This is a genomic window from Microcoleus sp. B9-D4 (assembly GCF_036705105.1).
Taxonomy (GTDB): domain Bacteria; phylum Cyanobacteriota; class Cyanobacteriia; order Cyanobacteriales; family Microcoleaceae; genus Microcoleus.
On the sequence record NZ_JAUBTS010000049.1, the window covers coordinates 37,357 to 54,686 of the forward strand.

Sequence of the window (17,330 nt, forward strand, 5' to 3'; positions counted from 1 at the left end):
CCTCTTGAGAGCAGGCGAGAGAGCCTCCCGATGGATTTCTAGTTTCTTACTGAAAAGGTGAAATACTACTATTGGCGGCAGCAGTTATTTCGGCAGATAGAGACGCGATCGCCCCCAAGTATGGAAATCTAATAACAAGCTCAAAAATATCAAAATCTCGATCGCCCTCAACCAGCCATGTTAGGAACAAATCAACTCAGAACAGCCGCTCTCTTAGGACTCCTAAGCGGCCTTTTCGTTTTAGGAAGTTATTATTTAATCGGCAACGAGCAAGGACTTTACATCGGTTTAGCGCTAGCCGCCTTCTCAAGTTTTAGCTCTTGGTACTATTCCGACACGGCAGCGTTAATGGCTTACCGCGCTCAGCCGATCGCCCGCAGCGAAGCACCAGAAATCTACGATATGGTAGCATCGCTGAGTGAAAAAGCCCAAATTCCCGTACCGAAAATCTTTGTAGTTCCCACTCAATCTCCGAACGCATTCGCCACAGGAAGAGACCCGGAACACGCGACAATAGCAGTTACTGAAGGCATCATGAATCTGCTTTCCCGGGAAGAATTGGAAGGTGTTATAGCGCACGAACTCACGCACATCCGCAACCGCGACACTCTGACTCAAGCAGTTGCAGGAACAATTGCCGGCGCGATTACATTTGTCGGGCGAATTCTGACTTTTGGAGCGCTTTACGGCCCGGTGACGCGGGATAGCAGACAAGGCCCGAATCCGTTTGGTTTGCTGTTTTTAATCATTTTAGCACCGCTATCAGCAACCGTAATTCAAATGGCGATTTCTCGGACGAGGGAATTTGCAGCAGACAGCGGTGCGGTGGAAATTACCAATAACCCCATCGGTTTAGCAAACGCGCTGCAAAAATTGGAAAAAATGGGTCATGAAATTCCGATGCACGGCAATCCTGCGATGTCGCCGCTGCTAATTGTGAATCCTTTTTCGACTAAAGGTTTGCAGTCACTTTTCCGCACTCACCCGCCGACAGAGGAGCGAATTCAGCGGCTTTTGGAAATCGCGCAGCAGCAGCAAGGTACTCCAGTTATGGCTTACATAAACGGAGTTTGATCTGTCGAAAATGCAGCAACAATATTTAGAAACCCGGTGTTTTGAAGCAGCCGGGTTTCTGTATGTTTATAATGATAGCTGTGGTACGATCGACTCGAACAACTAATTTGCGGCGCGGGTGTGAGTAAGTGATTCCAGAATTCGATGAAAACGGCAATCTACCACGGGGAGTTCATTTTTGCGAATGGGAGGAGTTTAAGGAGAGATTTGGCACGACTGTTAAAAGAGAGAACATGATACGGGGCTTGAAACTGGCAATGACCCAGTTAAAAGCAGCAGGTGCTAGAACTATCTATATTAATGGTAGTTTTGTTACCAGCGAAGAAACCCCTAATGATTTTGATGCTTGTTACGATCGCGAAACTGTAGATAGGGAATATTTGAGAATCAATGCTCCTAGATTGTTCAATCACTACGATCGAAATGCCCAAAAAGCTAAGTATAGAGGGGAGATTTTTCCCTCCGACGAACCTGTAGGCAATTACGGTCAGAATTCCTTTGAATTTTTTCAAGTTGACAGAGACAAAAATAAGAAAGGAATTATAGCGATAGATTTAATGAGGTGGGAACCATGATCAAAAATGAATTACAGTATGAAGTCAGCAAAGAATGGGTAGAAAAGTTCAACAGAACTATAGCAGCAATGGAGCGGGATGAAGAAGCAAAAAGAAAGGACTTCCTCAAATGGGATGCTGGTAGAGGTTCGATCCAGCGCCATTTGGATCAGTTGCACGAAGAAATAGCAGAATATGAACGATTGATGGCGTGGGATAAGAGTAAGCCGATCGAACTTGTAGTTGAGAATTTCAATAAACTATCAGATGCTTTAATTAAAGCTCGAATGGCAGCAAAAATCAGCGTGGAAGAACTAGCAGAAAGGTTGGATATGGACCCTGAACGCCTTAAGGAACACGAGAAGAAAGATTATCAAGGTGCTAGTTATATGGAACTCCTTGAAATTAGCTGTGTTTTGGGTCTGGAGTTTAAGACGGCTGTGATGCAGGTCGATTTTGAGGAAATAGAGTTTACCAAACAAACAATAGCAGAATCGCGCTATCGAAAAAAGAAGAAGGCAAGTAAAACCGCCTAAAGATTTGAGGGTGCGATCGGGAAAACTACTGAGTTGATTGGGTTTTTTGGGTGTAAATTAGATGGTGGGGGGCAATGTCTCCACTAAAAGGATTTACCCCACCCTCAGCAATTCATCAAGCTTGTTTTTTAGGTCAGGCGAGGCTAGTAGTGGTCTATAAACTTCACCTTCATAGGGCTTCCAAACATATCCAAGACTGAACGCTCGAAAAACCGAGGATGCTCCCGTTGCTTGCCAAACAGCTTCAGCTAAAACCAATCCAGGAAAAACCAAGGCAGGCTCTTCAATCAATTCGCTGTAGGTTCTAAACTCATCTACTTCCATACCAACTAAAGCATAGCGAAACGGTGGAGCAAACCGCAAACTCTGATACAGAAGTATACCTATTTCCGTCATTAAATAAGCACTTTCTGGAGTGTCAATCCCAATCTCACTGATGCCACTTGGACAAACTCGACACCACCAATTTTCTTCTATGTCCTGAAAAGTTTCTGCCCGACATTGGGAATGTGTACCGTTTGAGATCACCCAGGAAATTTCATTGAAATATTGAGCAAATTGCTGTGCTTCAGATTGCTTTGTGCCACATTCAGCCGATAAGCTAAACACCCATGCCATTGCTGTTCTCCTGTTGACTAAATTAAACTATCAAACTTTCTCCCATTCATTCTGTGTCTGGGCCAGGGCTGCTTCATATTTCTCTAAAAGCATTGTAGCCCTTGGCAAAATACTGACATGAGTTGGACTATCTTGCACAGCTTCAATATCTCCGACGATCTTGCTGTCGTCAATCTGCCAAAGAGGATCTTTTCCTGTTCCGCCAAATTTTGGGGGGTTTGCTGAATGGTGGTAAGCCTTCGATAGAGAGAGATACAGACATTCCTTTTGTGTTTCTAATGGCTACAGTGACAGACTCCTCTGAAGACTTGCGTTCTGTTTCTGGTGGTAAATAACCTTGTTCATCCAACCAGTCTTTGGGCACTTGCTCAACATCAATGTCAATACTGGGTCTGACTCCCAGTAGCCTCGCGTTGCGTCCCATTTTGGGTTTGCCGTTTTCTTCTGCCATGCCTCGATAATAGAGTCTTGCCATTAGCCTTTTATCAGCCCAATTCGATCGCCAGACCAATCATAATGTAATTGCTGTATTGGTTGGATGCGATCGCTTTTGATGCGTGAGGGGCGATCGCTACCAGTACAATCATCGTATTGGAATGGTGGAAATGGATAAGATTGTGAGTAAAAAAAGAGGTTGGGTTGATGCAATGAAACTCAACCTACAAGGTCTACACAACTTGGCAAGAAGAACTTACTCCCAGAATATCACCTGTTTCAAAAAGAGCTTCTGTTCGACAGGTGTGATTACATCTCGATTGGAAAGGACAAGAGCTGCACTTGTGTGGAAGAAAGTCTGTGGTTGCTGAACGGTAATAACTGAATAGATATGAATCTTCAAAAATATTTTCTAATTTCTGTTTATTTAAGTTCGGTAACTCAAATGAGTATTCAACATCAAGCGGAGGGTATGCAAGAGACTCACAGGGTACTACTGAACCATCATGCTTAATTGTTGCTCTAGCAAATCCACACAAGCATGATGGCGGCATCTCACCATTCAAGTCATTAAAAAATACCTTACTGTACCAGCTATAAAATTTCAATTGCGTGCTATCATATTTTTGCCTCAAGTCTTTCATGGTGTTCACCATAGTAAGATGATCTTCCTCTGTAAGAAATATATTCTTAGAGGATGGGATTAAGCTAGCACGACCTAGTTTTTTTACTTGACCTACTGTTACTTGGCTTACACCTCTTTTAATTAGAAAATCTACTGTTTCTTTTACAAAAGCAATACTATCCTTTGTAACTGTGAGGGTAGTAAAAACTTTAATACCACGATTAATCATATAATCAATGGCTTCAATTACTTGCTTATATCCTCGTCTTTGCAAGTTGTGTATTTGCTCTGGTCCATCTACGCTAACAGAGACGTGATTCAATCTTGCTTCATAGTCTTTATGCCATCTGCTTGGAATAAAAAGCCCATGAGTATCTATATTAATCAGAATATCTTTTCTTAAGGCAGTAATAATCTCATGGAGATCATCTCTAACAAAAGGCTCACCACCAATAAGAGAGATATGCTGAACTGGCAGACTATTGACTTGTTCCACAATCTCTAGCATTTGAACAGTAGGTAAGTCCATAACTTTTGCTACTGAATCTGTAAAACAGTAGCTACAATCAAGATTGCACCTGTTTGTGATATGCCAAACTATACTGAGAAGCTCAGGTTTCATCATAGGATTATTTCAAATAAAGGACTATAAAAGTTTAGATTTTAAAAAAGCGAGATCTGTCTAGTATGCTTTGTAGGTATGTGTGATACTTCCGTATTTTTCTGGTTTGGATTATTCATTAATCACAAAGAGGTGTTTCCTACTATAGATCTCGCATCAAATTTGCTCTCTTAACAGATTTAGTCATAAGGTGGGCATGGAACTTTGTTCTTCATATGCCCTAAAAACTGTTCTGCTGAAATGTTCTCTACCCAAACATTTTTGGCAAATTCGGCTGTTGACTGCTGGTCTGTCAAACTTTCTGCTGATTTCAGAGACACCTGACGCTTCGGAAGTTCAAGCAAATTGATCTTTCGCATTTTGATTTTCTCCACTAACTATGAGAAATAACACGGACTTAAGGTCTAAGTATGTGTTAAACTACAGGTTGCAGTCTAATTCCATCATCCTTATAAATCAAAGGTTTGTCTAGCCCAAAATGCTAAATTTTATTGGGACTTTTGTATGCTACTTCAACTCCCCCTCTATAAAAAATGTTGGGAAATGTTGGGAAATGTTGGCAAATGTTGGGTACAATACAACCAACCCTGACATCTACCCGACTCTATGAACCTTAAGGAAATGGTAAAACTCGCAGACGATATGGTGTTTGCTAAAACAGGTAAGCATCTCAATGACTTACAAGAGAAAATCCTGCGCGGGACATGGCAACATGAGGATTACAACGAGATTGCCAAGGACGTTAACCTCTCTGAGGCTCGTGTTAGAGAGGTAGGAATGGAATTATGGCAAAGCCTTTCACAAGAGTTGGGGGAAAAAGTTAGTAAATCGAATTTTCGCTCGGCAATGGAGAGGTTACAAGTTTCGATATATTCAAATGTTGCACAAGAAGAATCTGTGCAAATTAACAGTGTTAACATCTGTGGAGAAGCTAGATACCCACCAAATATCCCAAACTCAAACCTACCAAATCAGGAAACATCTAACCCACAACAAACCAAAACTCTACATCAAGATTTAAGCGAGATGCCAGAGTTGGGTGATTTCTTCGATCGCACCCCCCAACTCCAAACCCTCACAACATCGATTCTACAACAACACAGCCGCCTCATAGCCCTCACCGGCATCAGCGGCATCGGCAAAACAACCCTAGCAGTGCAACTCGTACAGCAAATAAAAGATGAATTTGAGTACGTTATTTGGTGGAGCATAGACGCATCCCGCACGCCTGATGAATTTGAACATAAACTAATACAGTTTTTAGCGCAGTCAGAAAAGCTAGATTCTCCTGCAACTAACCCGAAACGCTTACCACTAATTAAGTATTTACAAAAACATCGCTGTTTAATAGTCTTGGATGACCTTCACAACCTTTTCTGTAGCGGCGAATTGGCAGGAAAATACAAACCTGAATCCGAATCATATCGCTCTTTATTCAAACAGATAGAAAAATTATCCCATCAAAGTTGCTTTCTGCTAATCGGTTGGGAACAACCCAGAGAAGTGACTAAATTTAAAAACCAAACTACTCCCATTCGTACCTTACAACTCAAAGGTTTAGACATCGCAGCCGGACGGGAAATCCTGAGAGATTGTGGGTTAGAAGAAAGCGACAACAGTGAAGCACTCATTCACCGCTATGAAGGCAACCCGCTATGGTTAAAAAGCGTGGCGACTTTGATTCAAGAGTTGGGAATCGGCGCGACTGAGTTATTAATAGATGATAGCATATTGTTACCTGAAGATTTGAAAGATGTTTTACAGCAGCAGTACGATCGCACTTCCGAACTAGAAAAACAAGTTATGTCATTGTTGGCTAGGGAAAACCAGCCAGTCAACCTAGCAAAATTACTAGAAAAAGGACAAATATCCTCATCAGATTTACTCAACGCGCTGCAATCTTTATCACGGCGCTGCTTTATAGAAAAACAGGAAAGTCTTTACACTCTCCCACCTGTATTCAGGCAGTATATCAAAGGGTTGTAACTGAGATGTTGCACCAATATCAATAAAAACCCGGTTTCTATGCTCAATGCGTAAGTCGTATAAAATAGATATAAAATATAAATTGATGCTGCTAGCAATGGAGTCATCCCATGACCGCAACAATTCCTACTCAAACCTTGCCAGAAATCATCTACCCAGACAGCGACGGAAAACCAATGTCTGACAACACCAAACAGTTCCAATTAATCGTCAAAATTCAAGGCGGAATAGATGCTTTATTCAAAGACAACGAAAATGTTTTTGTAGCAGGTGACTTGCTGTGGTATCCCGTCGAAGGAGATAACAAAACACGCCAAGCACCTGATATTATGGTAGCTTTTGGCAGACCAAAAGGCGATAGAGGTTCATACCAACAGTGGCTGGAAGATAATATTGCGCCGCAAGTTGTCTTTGAAATCATCTCCCCCGGCAACCGACTGGGAGAAATGTTTAAGCTGTTTAAGTTCTACGAGAATTATGGAGTCGAAGAATATTATATCTATGCTCCAGAGGATAATGAGTTAATGGGTTGGGTGCGAAGTGACGGAGAACTCAACTATATTGAATCAATAGAAGGTTGGGTAAGTCCGCGTTTGGAGATACGTTTTGAAACTGCATCGGGAGACTTGGAAATTTATCGTCCCGACGGACTGAAATTTTTGTCTTATGTGGAGTTGTCAAGACAGATGGAACAAGCACAGCAAAAAGCCGATCGCCTATCTGAAAAACTACGAGAAATGGGGATAAATCCTGAACAAATTTGAAACTAAATTAACTCTACAACGGTTTAATTTAACAGGAGTTACGCACTCCCAATCTAGAAACCGGGTTTTTTCTGAATCTGCCGCCTACAGCGCGTCTTCTGGTAAAAACCCGGTTTCTGGACTCTCATGGGTAAGTCCTATTCAACCCTGTTAAACTGAAGCCGCAACCTTATCTAAAGGCCGCACTTGACGGAGGAATTCGCGAAGTGCGTCACCTTCCACCACCTCAGTTTCCAACAGTTTCTGCGTAATTGTTTCCAACAATTCTCGATTTGCTTTCAGAATATCCACAGCTTGCTGGTGTGCAGTTTCGACAATTTCCTTCACTTCTTGGTCGATCGCCTCAGCAGTCTGAGCACTGACAGCGCGGCGGGCATTTCCCATACCGTCATTGAGGAACATTGCTTGTTGACCTCGATCGTAAGCTAGAGGCCCCAAAACCTTACTCATCCCGTAAGTTGTCACCATCCGTTCAGCTAAATCAGTCGCCCTTTGCAAGTCATTTGAAGCGCCAGTAGTAATGCTACCAAACACGACTTCCTCGGCCGATCGCCCTCCAAGCAGTGTAGCAATTTGACCGCGCAACTCCGATTCATCTAACAAGAAACGGTCTTCAGTCGGTACTTGCAACGTGTAACCCAAAGCAGCCATACCGCGCGGGACGATCGAGATTTTTGACACTTCGCCGCCGCCAGTCATCGCAGCACCCACCATCGCGTGCCCGACTTCGTGGTAAGCCACAATCTTTTTCTCTTTTTCATTGAGTACCCGGCTTTTCTTTTCCAAGCCGGCCACAACGCGCTCAAACGCCTCAAAAAAGTCTTCCTGCGCTACAGTTAGTCGTTTGTTGCGGGCCGCCAACAAAGCAGCTTCATTGACCAAATTTGCCAAATCTGCGCCCGAAAAACCGGGGGTGCGAGCGGCCACGGCCTTCAAGTCAATATCCGGGCCCAACTTCACTTTTTGAGAGTGAATGTTCAAAATTTCTTCGCGGCCAGATAAATCGGGGCGATCGACTAAAACTTGGCGATCGAAACGGCCTGGGCGCAACAAAGCAGCATCCAAACTTTCCGGGCGGTTAGTTGCAGCCAGAACAATTACCGTAGTATTGCCCGCCGCAAACCCGTCCATTTCAGTTAATAATTGATTGAGAGTTTGTTCGCGCTCATCATTCCCACCGAAGCTAGCGTTACTGCTACGAGATTTGCCGATCGCGTCCAATTCATCAATGAAAATAATACAAGGAGCCTGTTTCTTAGCCTGCTCGAATAAATCTCTAACTCTGGCAGAACCAACACCTACAAACAGTTCCACAAACTCCGAACCGGAGATGCTAAAAAACGGCACGCCAGCTTCACCAGCTACTGCTTTAGCTAACAGAGTTTTCCCAGTTCCCGGAGGCCCGACTAACAGCACGCCTTTCGGAATTCTTGCGCCAATTGCTGTAAATCTGTCAGGAGTTTTCAGGAATTCAACAACTTCGACTAATTCAGTTTTAGCCTCTTCTACTCCAGCCACATCAGCAAAAGTAATTTTAGCCGACTCGCCTTCTACATAGACCTTAGCCTTGCTTTTGCCGAGCGAGAGCGCACCCTGAGGCCCGCCACCCTGCCTATTCATGAAAAATTGAAAAATCGCCACAAAAATCAGCGGCGGAACCACCCAGCTTAAAACACTGCCAATCCAGCCATTTTTGGAAGGGGGAGTTGCCGCAAATTCAACACCTTTTTCTTGTAAAAGTTTAGGCAATTCCAGGTCAAAAATCGGCGTAGTGGAGAGCACTTGACCGGGTTTATCGCCTTCGCCTTTGAGTTGGTAGCGAATTTCATTTTGACCTACCGAAGCTCTGACTACATCTTGTTCTTGCACTTGATGAACGAACAAGCTGTAAGGCACTTGCGGAATTTGGGGGCCGAACAAATTCGGTAAAAAGATGTTTGCCAGCAGAAACAGACTTGAGAGCAATAACAAAATATTGCTAATTTGGCGAAAACGAGGTGCTTGGGGCTGGTCTTTAATAGCCATTGATAACTGTCATCCTTTGATTTAAACCAGTTTTATTCCTCTATTTTCTCATCCAATACCCACACACTGTTAAGCGGATTTCCTCACTTGATAGGGTGGGTTAACCCGCTAGCACGGATTTACTATTATTAACAATGTTTTTTTTTACGAACCGCGAAGACGCTAAGGACACCAAGGAAGAGAAGAGGGTTATAGTATGTAGGGTGCGCCGAATATCACCGAATATTTATGCAGCTTCTGGGTTTAATTGAATCATTTCCCAAGTGGTATAAGTGCCGATCGCACCCCAAATCACGTAAGGCAAAAGTAACAAAGCGGCGGTTTGAGAAATCGGCAAAACAGCCAACGTCAACACACATCCCAAAATCTCGCCAGCCCCTCCCAAAATCGTCCCTACTTTGAGACTTTTGGCTCTGAGAGTAGCAGGAATATAAGCAACTGTGACAATTTCTAAAAGCAAGTACAAAGCTATCAGCAGCCAATTTTTAAGGCTCCCTGGCTCCTGTTCCCACACGAAAGTAGCGCTGCCGGCCCCGCAAGCAAAAATCACCGTCCAAATTAACGGAATAGCAGGCTCAAAAAACATCCAATCCGGTCTTTGAAGTTTGACTGCCCAGTTAATATCGCGCAGTTTAAAAAACAGAGTACCGAACGCGACTGAGAAAGTCACGCCGCCGATAATCATCCAAGATTCAATCATGGTTTTCAACTTTCCAATTGCTCGATCGCTCATTAAGTCGATCGTGTCAAATCAAAGCCGAACTTAGATCCGCCTATAGTAATAACTTTTGTAAAGCCCGATGCAATTATTGCTAACCGCCCGACACATTTTTAGCAAACTCTTCGCGTCCAGACATCAAATTAGCTGGAACGCCGTTAGGGAAATTTTGCGCGATTAAAGCTTGCAACTTTTGAACTCGGTTTTCAGGGTTAGGGTGAGAACTTAAAAACTCTGGCGGCGCTTCGCCCTTCCTAGCTGAACCGAGAATTTGCATCACCTCAACAATACCTCTAGGATCGTAACCCGCTTCCGTCATAAACCGAAAACCGAGCCGATCGCTCTCAAGTTCATCCGATCTACCGTACCGCAAACCGACAACTTGATTGACAGCTTGAGCAATTAATGCTGCCTGCTGCCCGCCCCCGCGATCATCGCTAGTAGCCACCCCAACCGCCGTTACCAAAGCCCTGCCCAACTGCTGTTTTGCCAAGTGTTCCGCACCGTGGCGCGCCACAACGTGACCGCTTTCGTGCCCTAGTATAGCGGCCAACTGAGCCTCGGAATTCAGTCGCCGCAGCAGCCCCGCAGTAATGAAAACTTGTCCCCCCGGTAAAGCAAAAGCATTGACAGTTTGGGCGTCTCGCAGCAGGTGGAATTCAAACGGATAACCCGCTTGTTTCGCCACCGAACCGTTGACAACTCGTGCTCCTACTCGATCGACATACTGCTGAATACTTTGGCTGGGATAAAGCCCCCCGTGCTTGGCGGCCATTTGATCTCGCGCCTGCAATCCCAAAACTATCTCTTGGCGGGGAGAAAGCTGCACCCGCTGTCTCTCTCCAGTTACCGGATTTTGTACGTCGTTTGTAAAATAGGTGATTGCCCCAAAAAATGCCATTAATAGCCCGATCGCAGCTCGAAATAAAAATTTGTTCACAGGCTTTTACCTAAAAAGTTTCGCGATAAGACTACTACGCTGACTGCTCTCTCGACATCTGTCTGAAGTATCAAGAAGGGAAAGTTGTTAGAGTTTTTTGAGATCGTTTGCGAACAAGGCTTTTTTTAACGAACCGCGAAGGCGTGTAAGCGAAGCGGCGCGTAAGCGCTCTTGTCACGAAGGAAGAGAAGAAGAGAAGAAAATAATAGAAGAAGGTTATATAGCAAGTCTATTTGAGTCATGAATGTAGAACCACCTGAAACGCTTGTGCTCATTGAATCGATTGTTTACAAATCAAATGGTTTTGCTATAGTTATGAAATTGGTTAAATTTATTGAATCCATTACAAAATCAGTTGCCGAACTTCTTTCGCAATATGTTCCAAGCTACCCGCCGCCGCCTCGCTATTTGGTACACTGCCGTTACTGCTGTATTGTTACTTGTATTCGCCACTGGTTTCTATTTCTACGTCCGCACTACTTTGATCGATCGCATTGATGACACCCTCAATCATGTTGTCGAAGTAATAGAGCGAACTCTCGTTATCGAGCAGCCAACTTTCCCTAATACCAAAGATAAAAATAAGTTGCAAGTTAATATTCAAGCGAGTTTTCGAGATAGCACCGATGCAGTAGAAGATGACCACATTGATTTAGAATGGTTCAGTCCTACGGGCGAATTGCTGTGGTCTACATTATCGGAACCGCTGAATATTCCGATTCACGCTAACCGCACCGGCGAAACAGTTTGGATAATTAATAATAAGTTGCAGTTTGAGGGTAAAAATCAGGCAGAAGAGCCTTCGACTTCGCTAAGGGTAAAAAAGCACGACACGGATTTGAACGCGGATACACGGATGAATATGGAAACTATTCGGTTTTTAGAGGAAAGAGAGAAGAGGGATTTAACCGCAGAGGCGCAGAGGGCGCAGAGGGGAGAAAGAAGAGGTTTTGATGGCGGTTTGAATGCAGGTTGGCAGGAAAATCTAAATTTAGGTAGTGAAAAGTCTATTGCACAAAATACAAATCGTGTTTCTACCAAACCAATTAGCATTCGGACAACTCAAAACTATTCCCTCAGACAAGTAACGCAGCGAGTACAAATCGGCCGCCAAGTTCTGGGATATTTGCGAGTCAGCCATCCTTGGTTTGAAGTGACAAAACCCATCCGCCAATTAATTCTCGATTTGATTTTGGGCGCGGGTTTAACTCTAATTTGCGTGGCGGCTATTGGCTGGCTGCTGTCGGGATTGGCGATGGCACCGGTGCGGGAGTCTTACGGGCGTCTCAAACAGTTTACCGCGGATGCTTCTCACGAACTCAGAAATCCGATCGCCACTATTCAAACTAACGTCCAAGTAGCTTTGGCGGAACCGGATATCGAACCGCAGCAGCATCAACAGCTACAAGTTATCGAACGCCTGACGCGCCGTTTGGGGCGCTTGGTTGACGATTTGTTATTTTTAGCCAGACAAGACAGCGGCATCGTGCAGCAGCAGTGGATTGAGGTTCCTCTCGATGCTTTGCTGATGGAGGTAATTGAAGAACAACAGGCGATCGCCACAACCCAAAATCTCTCTCTTTCTTTGGAAATTGTCGATCGGCCCAACGCTGAGGACAACTTTACACTGTTGGGCGACTGGGATCAACTAGCCCGACTGTTTACCAATATCGTCAGCAACGCCGTGCAGTACACCCCCTCTGGCGGCCAAATAGAAGTAGAATTGCAACTCGCAGGTAAACACAAAAGAAATTCGCCGATCTTAAATCCAGCGCTGCAAATCAAAGTAACAGACACCGGCATCGGAATTTCCGCAGAAGCCCTGCCGCATTTGTTCGATCGATTCTACCGCGCAGATCCCGCCCGCACCCATCGCAGCGCCGCTGGTTCCGGTTTAGGATTAGCCATCGCCAAAGCAATTGTCGAAAATCACCGTGGCCAAATCCGCATTGACAGCCAAGTCGATCGAGGTACAGCCGTTACCGTCACCCTCCCCGCCCACAAATCAGAAGCATCTCACCTCTAAAACTTCCCCTCTTCCCCTCCTCCTCTGCGCCCTCCGCGCCCTCTGCGGTTAAAAAAAAATCTCCCCCTCAAGCCTGATTCTTCTTACCTCTGGCCCAAACCAAGCTATTAAAATTCAATTCCCGCATAGATTAACATGAACTTTGTTGGACAACCTCGATCAAACTTGTGAGGAGTTATTTATGTTTCGCCACAATCTACCGTTTAAAAAAATCAGCTTGCTAGCAGCCACCTGCGTCGGTTTACTCGTTAGTCTCGCAACACTTTCCCAGGCCGGCGGCCCACCGCCCCAACAAGGAAAACCCGTTTCCCAACCCGCAGAAACTCCCGCAGCCACTGAAGAACCCGTCAGCCAACCAACTCCGGCTGCCAGTCCGGGCCCCAGCGGGATGCCCTCTACACCAACAGACGCGCCTCCCCGCTTCCCCATGCCCAGTGCGCGAGTTACGCCTGCCGAAGGCATGATAGTAATTAAACTGGTGAATACCACCAATGCTGTCATCAATTATCAAATCGTAGGCGTCACCCAGCCGCGCACTCTGGGCGAACAATCTGAAATTTTGCTTCAAGCCCTCAAAGTGCCAATCACTCTCACTTACCAGCGCCCAGACGGCGGATTGCTGCTGGTTCGCCCCCAAGCAACCGCGATGCCGGGAATGTTGCAAGTCAGTTTCGGGGCGACAACTGACTTGGACGCTGATACAAAATCGCTGCAAATTCAGGAAGATGGCAAGGTAATTTTGAATTAGTTTAACTGTTGACTGTTGACTGTTGACTGTTGACTGTTGACTGTTGACTGTTGACTGTTGACTGTTATCATTCGTGTCAACTTAAGACTAAAATCCATAATAAATATCGTTTATAGTTGAGTTTCGATCCCCCCTAACCCCCCTTAATAAGGGGAGTAGGGGGTGGGACAAGAGTATTCTTACGTCCCCTCTAACTCCCATTAATCAAGGGGGAAGAGCATTCAAATTCCCCCTTCTTAAGGGGGATTTAGGGGAATCGAAACTTTGATACAAACGAGATATACACAGGGTTTTAGTATTAGGTTGACACCGATGGGCTGTTACTAATTTACAATTCCCAATTCCCAGTCAACCGTCACTCGCCGAGTAACAAAGGAGGTAACTTAGTAAAAGGTAAATCCTCGTTGACTGCATCAATTTCTTGCTGTTCTCTTTCGTTGATTTGACCGATATAAGACTTGAGAATTTGGGCCAGACGGTTGTTATAAAATCGGTGCAAACTATAATTGGGCGTAGCTGGAAAGCCACGCCGTTTTTTGTGCCGCCCGCCGGCACCGGGATCGAAGCTTTGGATGCCCCGATCGATCGCCCATTCGATCGGCGTATAGTAACAAGCATCGAAGTGCAAGCAGTCGATTTCCTGCAAACTTCCCCAATAACGCCCGTACAGTCGATCGCCCTTATACAAACAAAAAGACATACCCATCGGCTGTCTGTCATCTTCCTTGTCGTAGGCGGCTACAAATAAAACTCGATCGCGATAATTGTGGTGCAACTGTTCAAAAAATCGCTTAGTCAGATACTTGCTTCCCCACCAACCAAATTTGTCGCAAGTATTCTCATAAAAAGCATACATTTGACCAAACATGGCTTGGGGAATTTCATCGCCCGTCAGCGTTTTTACCAACAAACCAGCTTGATCAACTGCTTTGCGTTCGCGTTTGATATTGCGGCGCTGGTTGGCATTAAATGCGCCTAAATAATTGTCAAAATTTTGATACCCTTGATTTTGCCAAATATAGCTGTGGTGCAGCCAACTGCTGAAACCGTGGCGTTCCATTCTTTCGCGCCATTCGGGATCGACATAAAGGAAATTGCAGCCGGAGATATTGTGGCGATCGCAAAAATGGTCGATCGCGCTTACCATTACTCCGGTTAATTCGTCTTCATCTTCCCCCTCGGCAATCAAAAACCGATAGCCTTCAGCCGGAGTAAACGGTGTCATTCCCATCAATTTGGGATAATATTGAACACCCAAACGTTGAGCTAAATCCGCCCACTGATTATCGAATACAAATTCGCCGTAACTGTGGCTTTTGACATAAAGTGGCGCGCAAGCAATCAACTGTTTGTCTCGCCACACAGTCAAGTGATGCGGTAGCCAACCGGTTTTACCTGTTGCACTGCCCGATACTTCGAGATTGTTAAGCCAATCCCATTCCAAAAATGGAGTTTTTAGTGGCATCGCCAGGGCATCCCACGACGCTTGCGGGATTTCGCCTATTTTGCTAATCCAGGCTACAGAATATTGAGGTTTTGGCTGTTTCAGCATAGGGAGACTTGTGCGTAGAGCGATCGAACTTCATGTGAACTACTCAGCGCTGACATAAAGGTACAGCGTGAGCTTCTGACTTCAACGGGGATTGCGTCAACTTGGGCTTGCGTCCAAGCTTCGGACTCACCTCCCCTCCATCAGCAGCAGTCCTGGTTCCCAAGACCGATAGCATTCTGATTCCTTCTGCTCTGATATTTATTGAAGCGTTTCCGTCCCTATCATGATGAGTACCACAACTAGGGCAAGTCCATGCCCTAACATCTAATGGCATTTCACTCACCTGATAATGACACTTTGAACAGAGTTTTGAGCTAGGAAACCATCGGTCAATTTCTACCAACACTTTACCTTCGCTGTCTAGCTTGTAATGCAAGAAATTGACAAACATCCCCCAACCTATATCAGAAATTGCTTTAGCTAGTTTGTGGTTGCGAACCATGCCCTTAACGTGAAGGTTTTCGACTACAATGACTTGGTTGTCGTCAACAAGCTTTCTGGATAGCTTATGCAAGTAGTCTTGACGGACATTGCTAATTCGTTCGTAAACCCTAGCAGCCAGTTTCCTGGCTTTATTTCTAGATTTGCTTCCTTTCTCCTTTCTGGCTAATTTTTGCTGCTTCCTTTTGAGGTTGCGCTCGTGTTTTGCTAAATGCTTAGGGTTAGGATACTTGGATGTCCTGATGCCATCATTGACAACAGCAAAATCTTTCAATCCCAAGTCAATTCCTGCAACTTTTCCATCGGTGCAAGCAACTGGCTTGTCTCCTTCGAGTTCTGTCAGCACGGAGGCATAATATTTCCCTGAAGGAGTCATGCTGACTGTTACGGTTTTGATAGTCCCTTCAATCGGTCGATGTAATTTGGCTTTGACAGAGCCGACACGACCGGGAAACTTGAGAAAGCAGTCAACAAGTTTGACTGACTGCGGGTACTGGATTGACTGCCTGTTTTTCTTGGCTTTGAATTTAGGGTATTTAGCCCTGGATTCAAAAAAGTTTTTGTAAGCAGTTACCAAGTTGAGCGTAGTTGATTGCAAAACTTGAGAGTAACACTCCGACAACCATTGTGTTTCCTCTTGTTTTTTGAGATTGGGTAGGAGCTTGTTCAACGCAATTTGGGTCAAGCCTTTACCTGTCGCTTTGTAGGTTTCAATACACATATTGAGTGCGTAATTCCACCACCAGCGAGAACAGCCAAAGTGCTGAACTAATATCGCCTGTTGTTCAGTTGTCGGATACAGTCTAACTTTGACGGCTTGATGCTGCATTGCTTTCACCTCCAGTTAGCATTATATATATTCCTGATAAAAAATCCACCTAGTTTGCAAATTTTACCGGGTTTGACCGGATAAAATTTGCTTGGGGGAGTCCATATATCCCAACGCTGACCCAAAGGGTACAGCGTGGGACTTATCGCTCCCCCAAACCCCCTCAAAAGTTAAGTTAACTAATTTGGCGTAAGTCCCACGCTGTAATTGTACTCAATTGGGCGTCGGGATATAAGCTTTCGCAAGGTCTATGAAAAAGAGCGACAATTTACTGTTTCTCTAGCAAAAAAACGTGTAATACCATTTTTCTAAAGATGTGCTATGGATGAAGTCTTAGCCCCCCCTTAATAAGGGGGGTTGGGGGGGTAATATCTAGCGCTACTTTATGAAATTGGTGTAAGATATAACTGGTTGCGACCCACCCACTAGACTGCAAACAACAGGCTACAGTAGCAGTAATATGCTTGCTTTCGGACAACTGCGAGAGAAAGGGGGAAAGAACAGACCGCTGGTTGGTAAGACACGTCCCACCCTAAAATACAATCCAAGTTTGTTGTACGAAAATAGTTTTTGCCTTGGGAAACAGGGCTTCTGCGTGGGTTCCCGAAGAAGGGATAAAGGGTGTAAAAGCCTTTCTTATGCTGTGTAAGACTCGGATCGTCTTCAGTGACGAATCTCAGTAATGAGATACCCAACGCCCGCAACGGCAAACGAGACACGAAGCCTACACGCTCACCAAAGGTCAGTGCTAGGTATTTCACTATAGCGCCTCGCGTGAGAACCCCGGTCTTTTAAGCCGGGGATGAAACGCAGTTGTAGCCTTTAGGCTACGAGTGT

The 17,330-nt window shown here is 44.9% G+C and carries 15 protein-coding genes and 1 pseudogene; 7 read left to right on the forward strand and 9 right to left on the reverse strand.

Going from position 1 to position 17,330, the window contains the following annotated elements:
* Positions 1-177 precede the first annotated feature (177 nt).
* From QUB24_RS24205 to QUB24_RS24215, 3 genes are all read left to right on the forward strand, one after another.
* On the forward strand, positions 178-1,074 hold the full coding sequence (locus QUB24_RS24205) for a M48 family metalloprotease (RefSeq protein WP_333156061.1): 897 nt from the start codon (positions 178-180) through the stop codon (positions 1,072-1,074).
* Positions 1,075-1,202: 128 nt separating this feature from the next.
* Complete coding sequence (locus QUB24_RS24210) at positions 1,203-1,649, forward strand: DUF6932 family protein (RefSeq protein ID WP_333156063.1); 447 nt, start codon at positions 1,203-1,205, stop codon at positions 1,647-1,649.
* The gene (locus QUB24_RS24215) at positions 1,646-2,164 is read left to right on the forward strand and encodes a DNA-binding protein (protein WP_333156064.1); all 519 of its coding nucleotides are present in this window, start codon (positions 1,646-1,648) and stop codon (positions 2,162-2,164) included. Before QUB24_RS24210 ends, QUB24_RS24215 begins: the two co-directional genes overlap by 4 nt.
* Positions 2,165-2,257: 93 nt before the next feature.
* Here the strand turns inward: QUB24_RS24215 and QUB24_RS24220 are convergent, their stop codons facing one another.
* The 4 genes and pseudogenes from QUB24_RS24220 to QUB24_RS24235 all read right to left on the reverse strand — a co-directional run bounded on the left by QUB24_RS24220 (position 2,258) and on the right by QUB24_RS24235 (position 4,823).
* Complete coding sequence (locus QUB24_RS24220) at positions 2,258-2,782, reverse strand: hypothetical protein (protein ID WP_333156065.1); 525 nt, start codon at positions 2,780-2,782, stop codon at positions 2,258-2,260.
* Positions 2,783-2,812: 30 nt separating this feature from the next.
* Positions 2,813-3,257: pseudogene (locus tag QUB24_RS24225) on the reverse strand (Tse2 family ADP-ribosyltransferase toxin).
* 193 nt (positions 3,258-3,450) lie between these two features.
* Positions 3,451-4,467, reverse strand: coding sequence for a radical SAM/SPASM domain-containing protein (locus QUB24_RS24230; RefSeq protein WP_333156067.1), 1,017 nt, complete (start codon positions 4,465-4,467; stop codon positions 3,451-3,453).
* A 176-nt stretch (positions 4,468-4,643) separates the two neighbouring features.
* Positions 4,644-4,823 carry a hypothetical protein gene (locus tag QUB24_RS24235; RefSeq protein WP_333156068.1) on the reverse strand — a complete coding sequence of 60 codons (180 nt, stop codon included), beginning with the start codon at positions 4,821-4,823 and terminating at the stop codon, positions 4,644-4,646.
* A gap of 247 nt (positions 4,824-5,070) precedes the next feature.
* Between QUB24_RS24235 and QUB24_RS24240 the strand changes: the two genes are divergently transcribed.
* Together QUB24_RS24240 and QUB24_RS24245 are read left to right on the forward strand one after the other, a co-directional pair.
* Positions 5,071-6,450: an NB-ARC domain-containing protein gene (locus QUB24_RS24240; RefSeq protein WP_333156069.1), complete on the forward strand. Its 1,380-nt coding sequence runs from the start codon at positions 5,071-5,073 to the stop codon at positions 6,448-6,450.
* A gap of 110 nt (positions 6,451-6,560) precedes the next feature.
* On the forward strand, positions 6,561-7,214 hold the full coding sequence (locus QUB24_RS24245; protein WP_333105033.1) for a Uma2 family endonuclease: 654 nt from the start codon (positions 6,561-6,563) through the stop codon (positions 7,212-7,214).
* A gap of 150 nt (positions 7,215-7,364) precedes the next feature.
* Here QUB24_RS24245 and ftsH4 read toward each other — a convergent pair whose 3' ends face one another.
* The 3 genes from ftsH4 to QUB24_RS24260 all read right to left on the reverse strand — a co-directional run bounded on the left by ftsH4 (position 7,365) and on the right by QUB24_RS24260 (position 10,897).
* Positions 7,365-9,239: an ATP-dependent zinc metalloprotease FtsH4 gene (gene ftsH4, locus QUB24_RS24250; protein WP_333156070.1), complete on the reverse strand. Its 1,875-nt coding sequence runs from the start codon at positions 9,237-9,239 to the stop codon at positions 7,365-7,367.
* Positions 9,240-9,465: 226 nt separating this feature from the next.
* Entirely contained in the window at positions 9,466-9,939 is a 474-nt protein-coding gene (locus QUB24_RS24255; protein WP_333156072.1) for a tryptophan-rich sensory protein, read from the reverse strand.
* A gap of 112 nt (positions 9,940-10,051) precedes the next feature.
* Positions 10,052-10,897, reverse strand: a complete 846-nt coding sequence (locus tag QUB24_RS24260; protein ID WP_333156073.1) for a M48 family metalloprotease — start codon at positions 10,895-10,897, stop codon at positions 10,052-10,054.
* A gap of 376 nt (positions 10,898-11,273) precedes the next feature.
* On the opposite strand from QUB24_RS24260, the gene QUB24_RS24265 reads away from it, so the two are divergent.
* On the forward strand, positions 11,274-12,923 hold the full coding sequence (locus QUB24_RS24265; RefSeq protein WP_333156079.1) for a HAMP domain-containing sensor histidine kinase: 1,650 nt from the start codon (positions 11,274-11,276) through the stop codon (positions 12,921-12,923).
* Positions 12,924-13,104: 181 nt separating this feature from the next.
* The gene (locus QUB24_RS24270; protein ID WP_333156075.1) at positions 13,105-13,671 is read left to right on the forward strand and encodes a hypothetical protein; all 567 of its coding nucleotides are present in this window, start codon (positions 13,105-13,107) and stop codon (positions 13,669-13,671) included.
* Positions 13,672-14,026: 355 nt separating this feature from the next.
* Here the strand turns inward: QUB24_RS24270 and QUB24_RS24275 are convergent, their stop codons facing one another.
* Both QUB24_RS24275 and QUB24_RS24280 read right to left on the reverse strand, forming a co-directional pair.
* A complete protein-coding gene (locus tag QUB24_RS24275; protein ID WP_333156077.1) occupies positions 14,027-15,223 on the reverse strand; it encodes a GNAT family N-acetyltransferase in 1,197 nt (398 codons plus the stop codon).
* Between the two features lie 43 nt (positions 15,224-15,266).
* Entirely contained in the window at positions 15,267-16,493 is a 1,227-nt protein-coding gene (locus tag QUB24_RS24280) for an RNA-guided endonuclease TnpB family protein (RefSeq protein WP_333156078.1), read from the reverse strand.
* Positions 16,494-17,330: the final 837 nt, after the last annotated feature.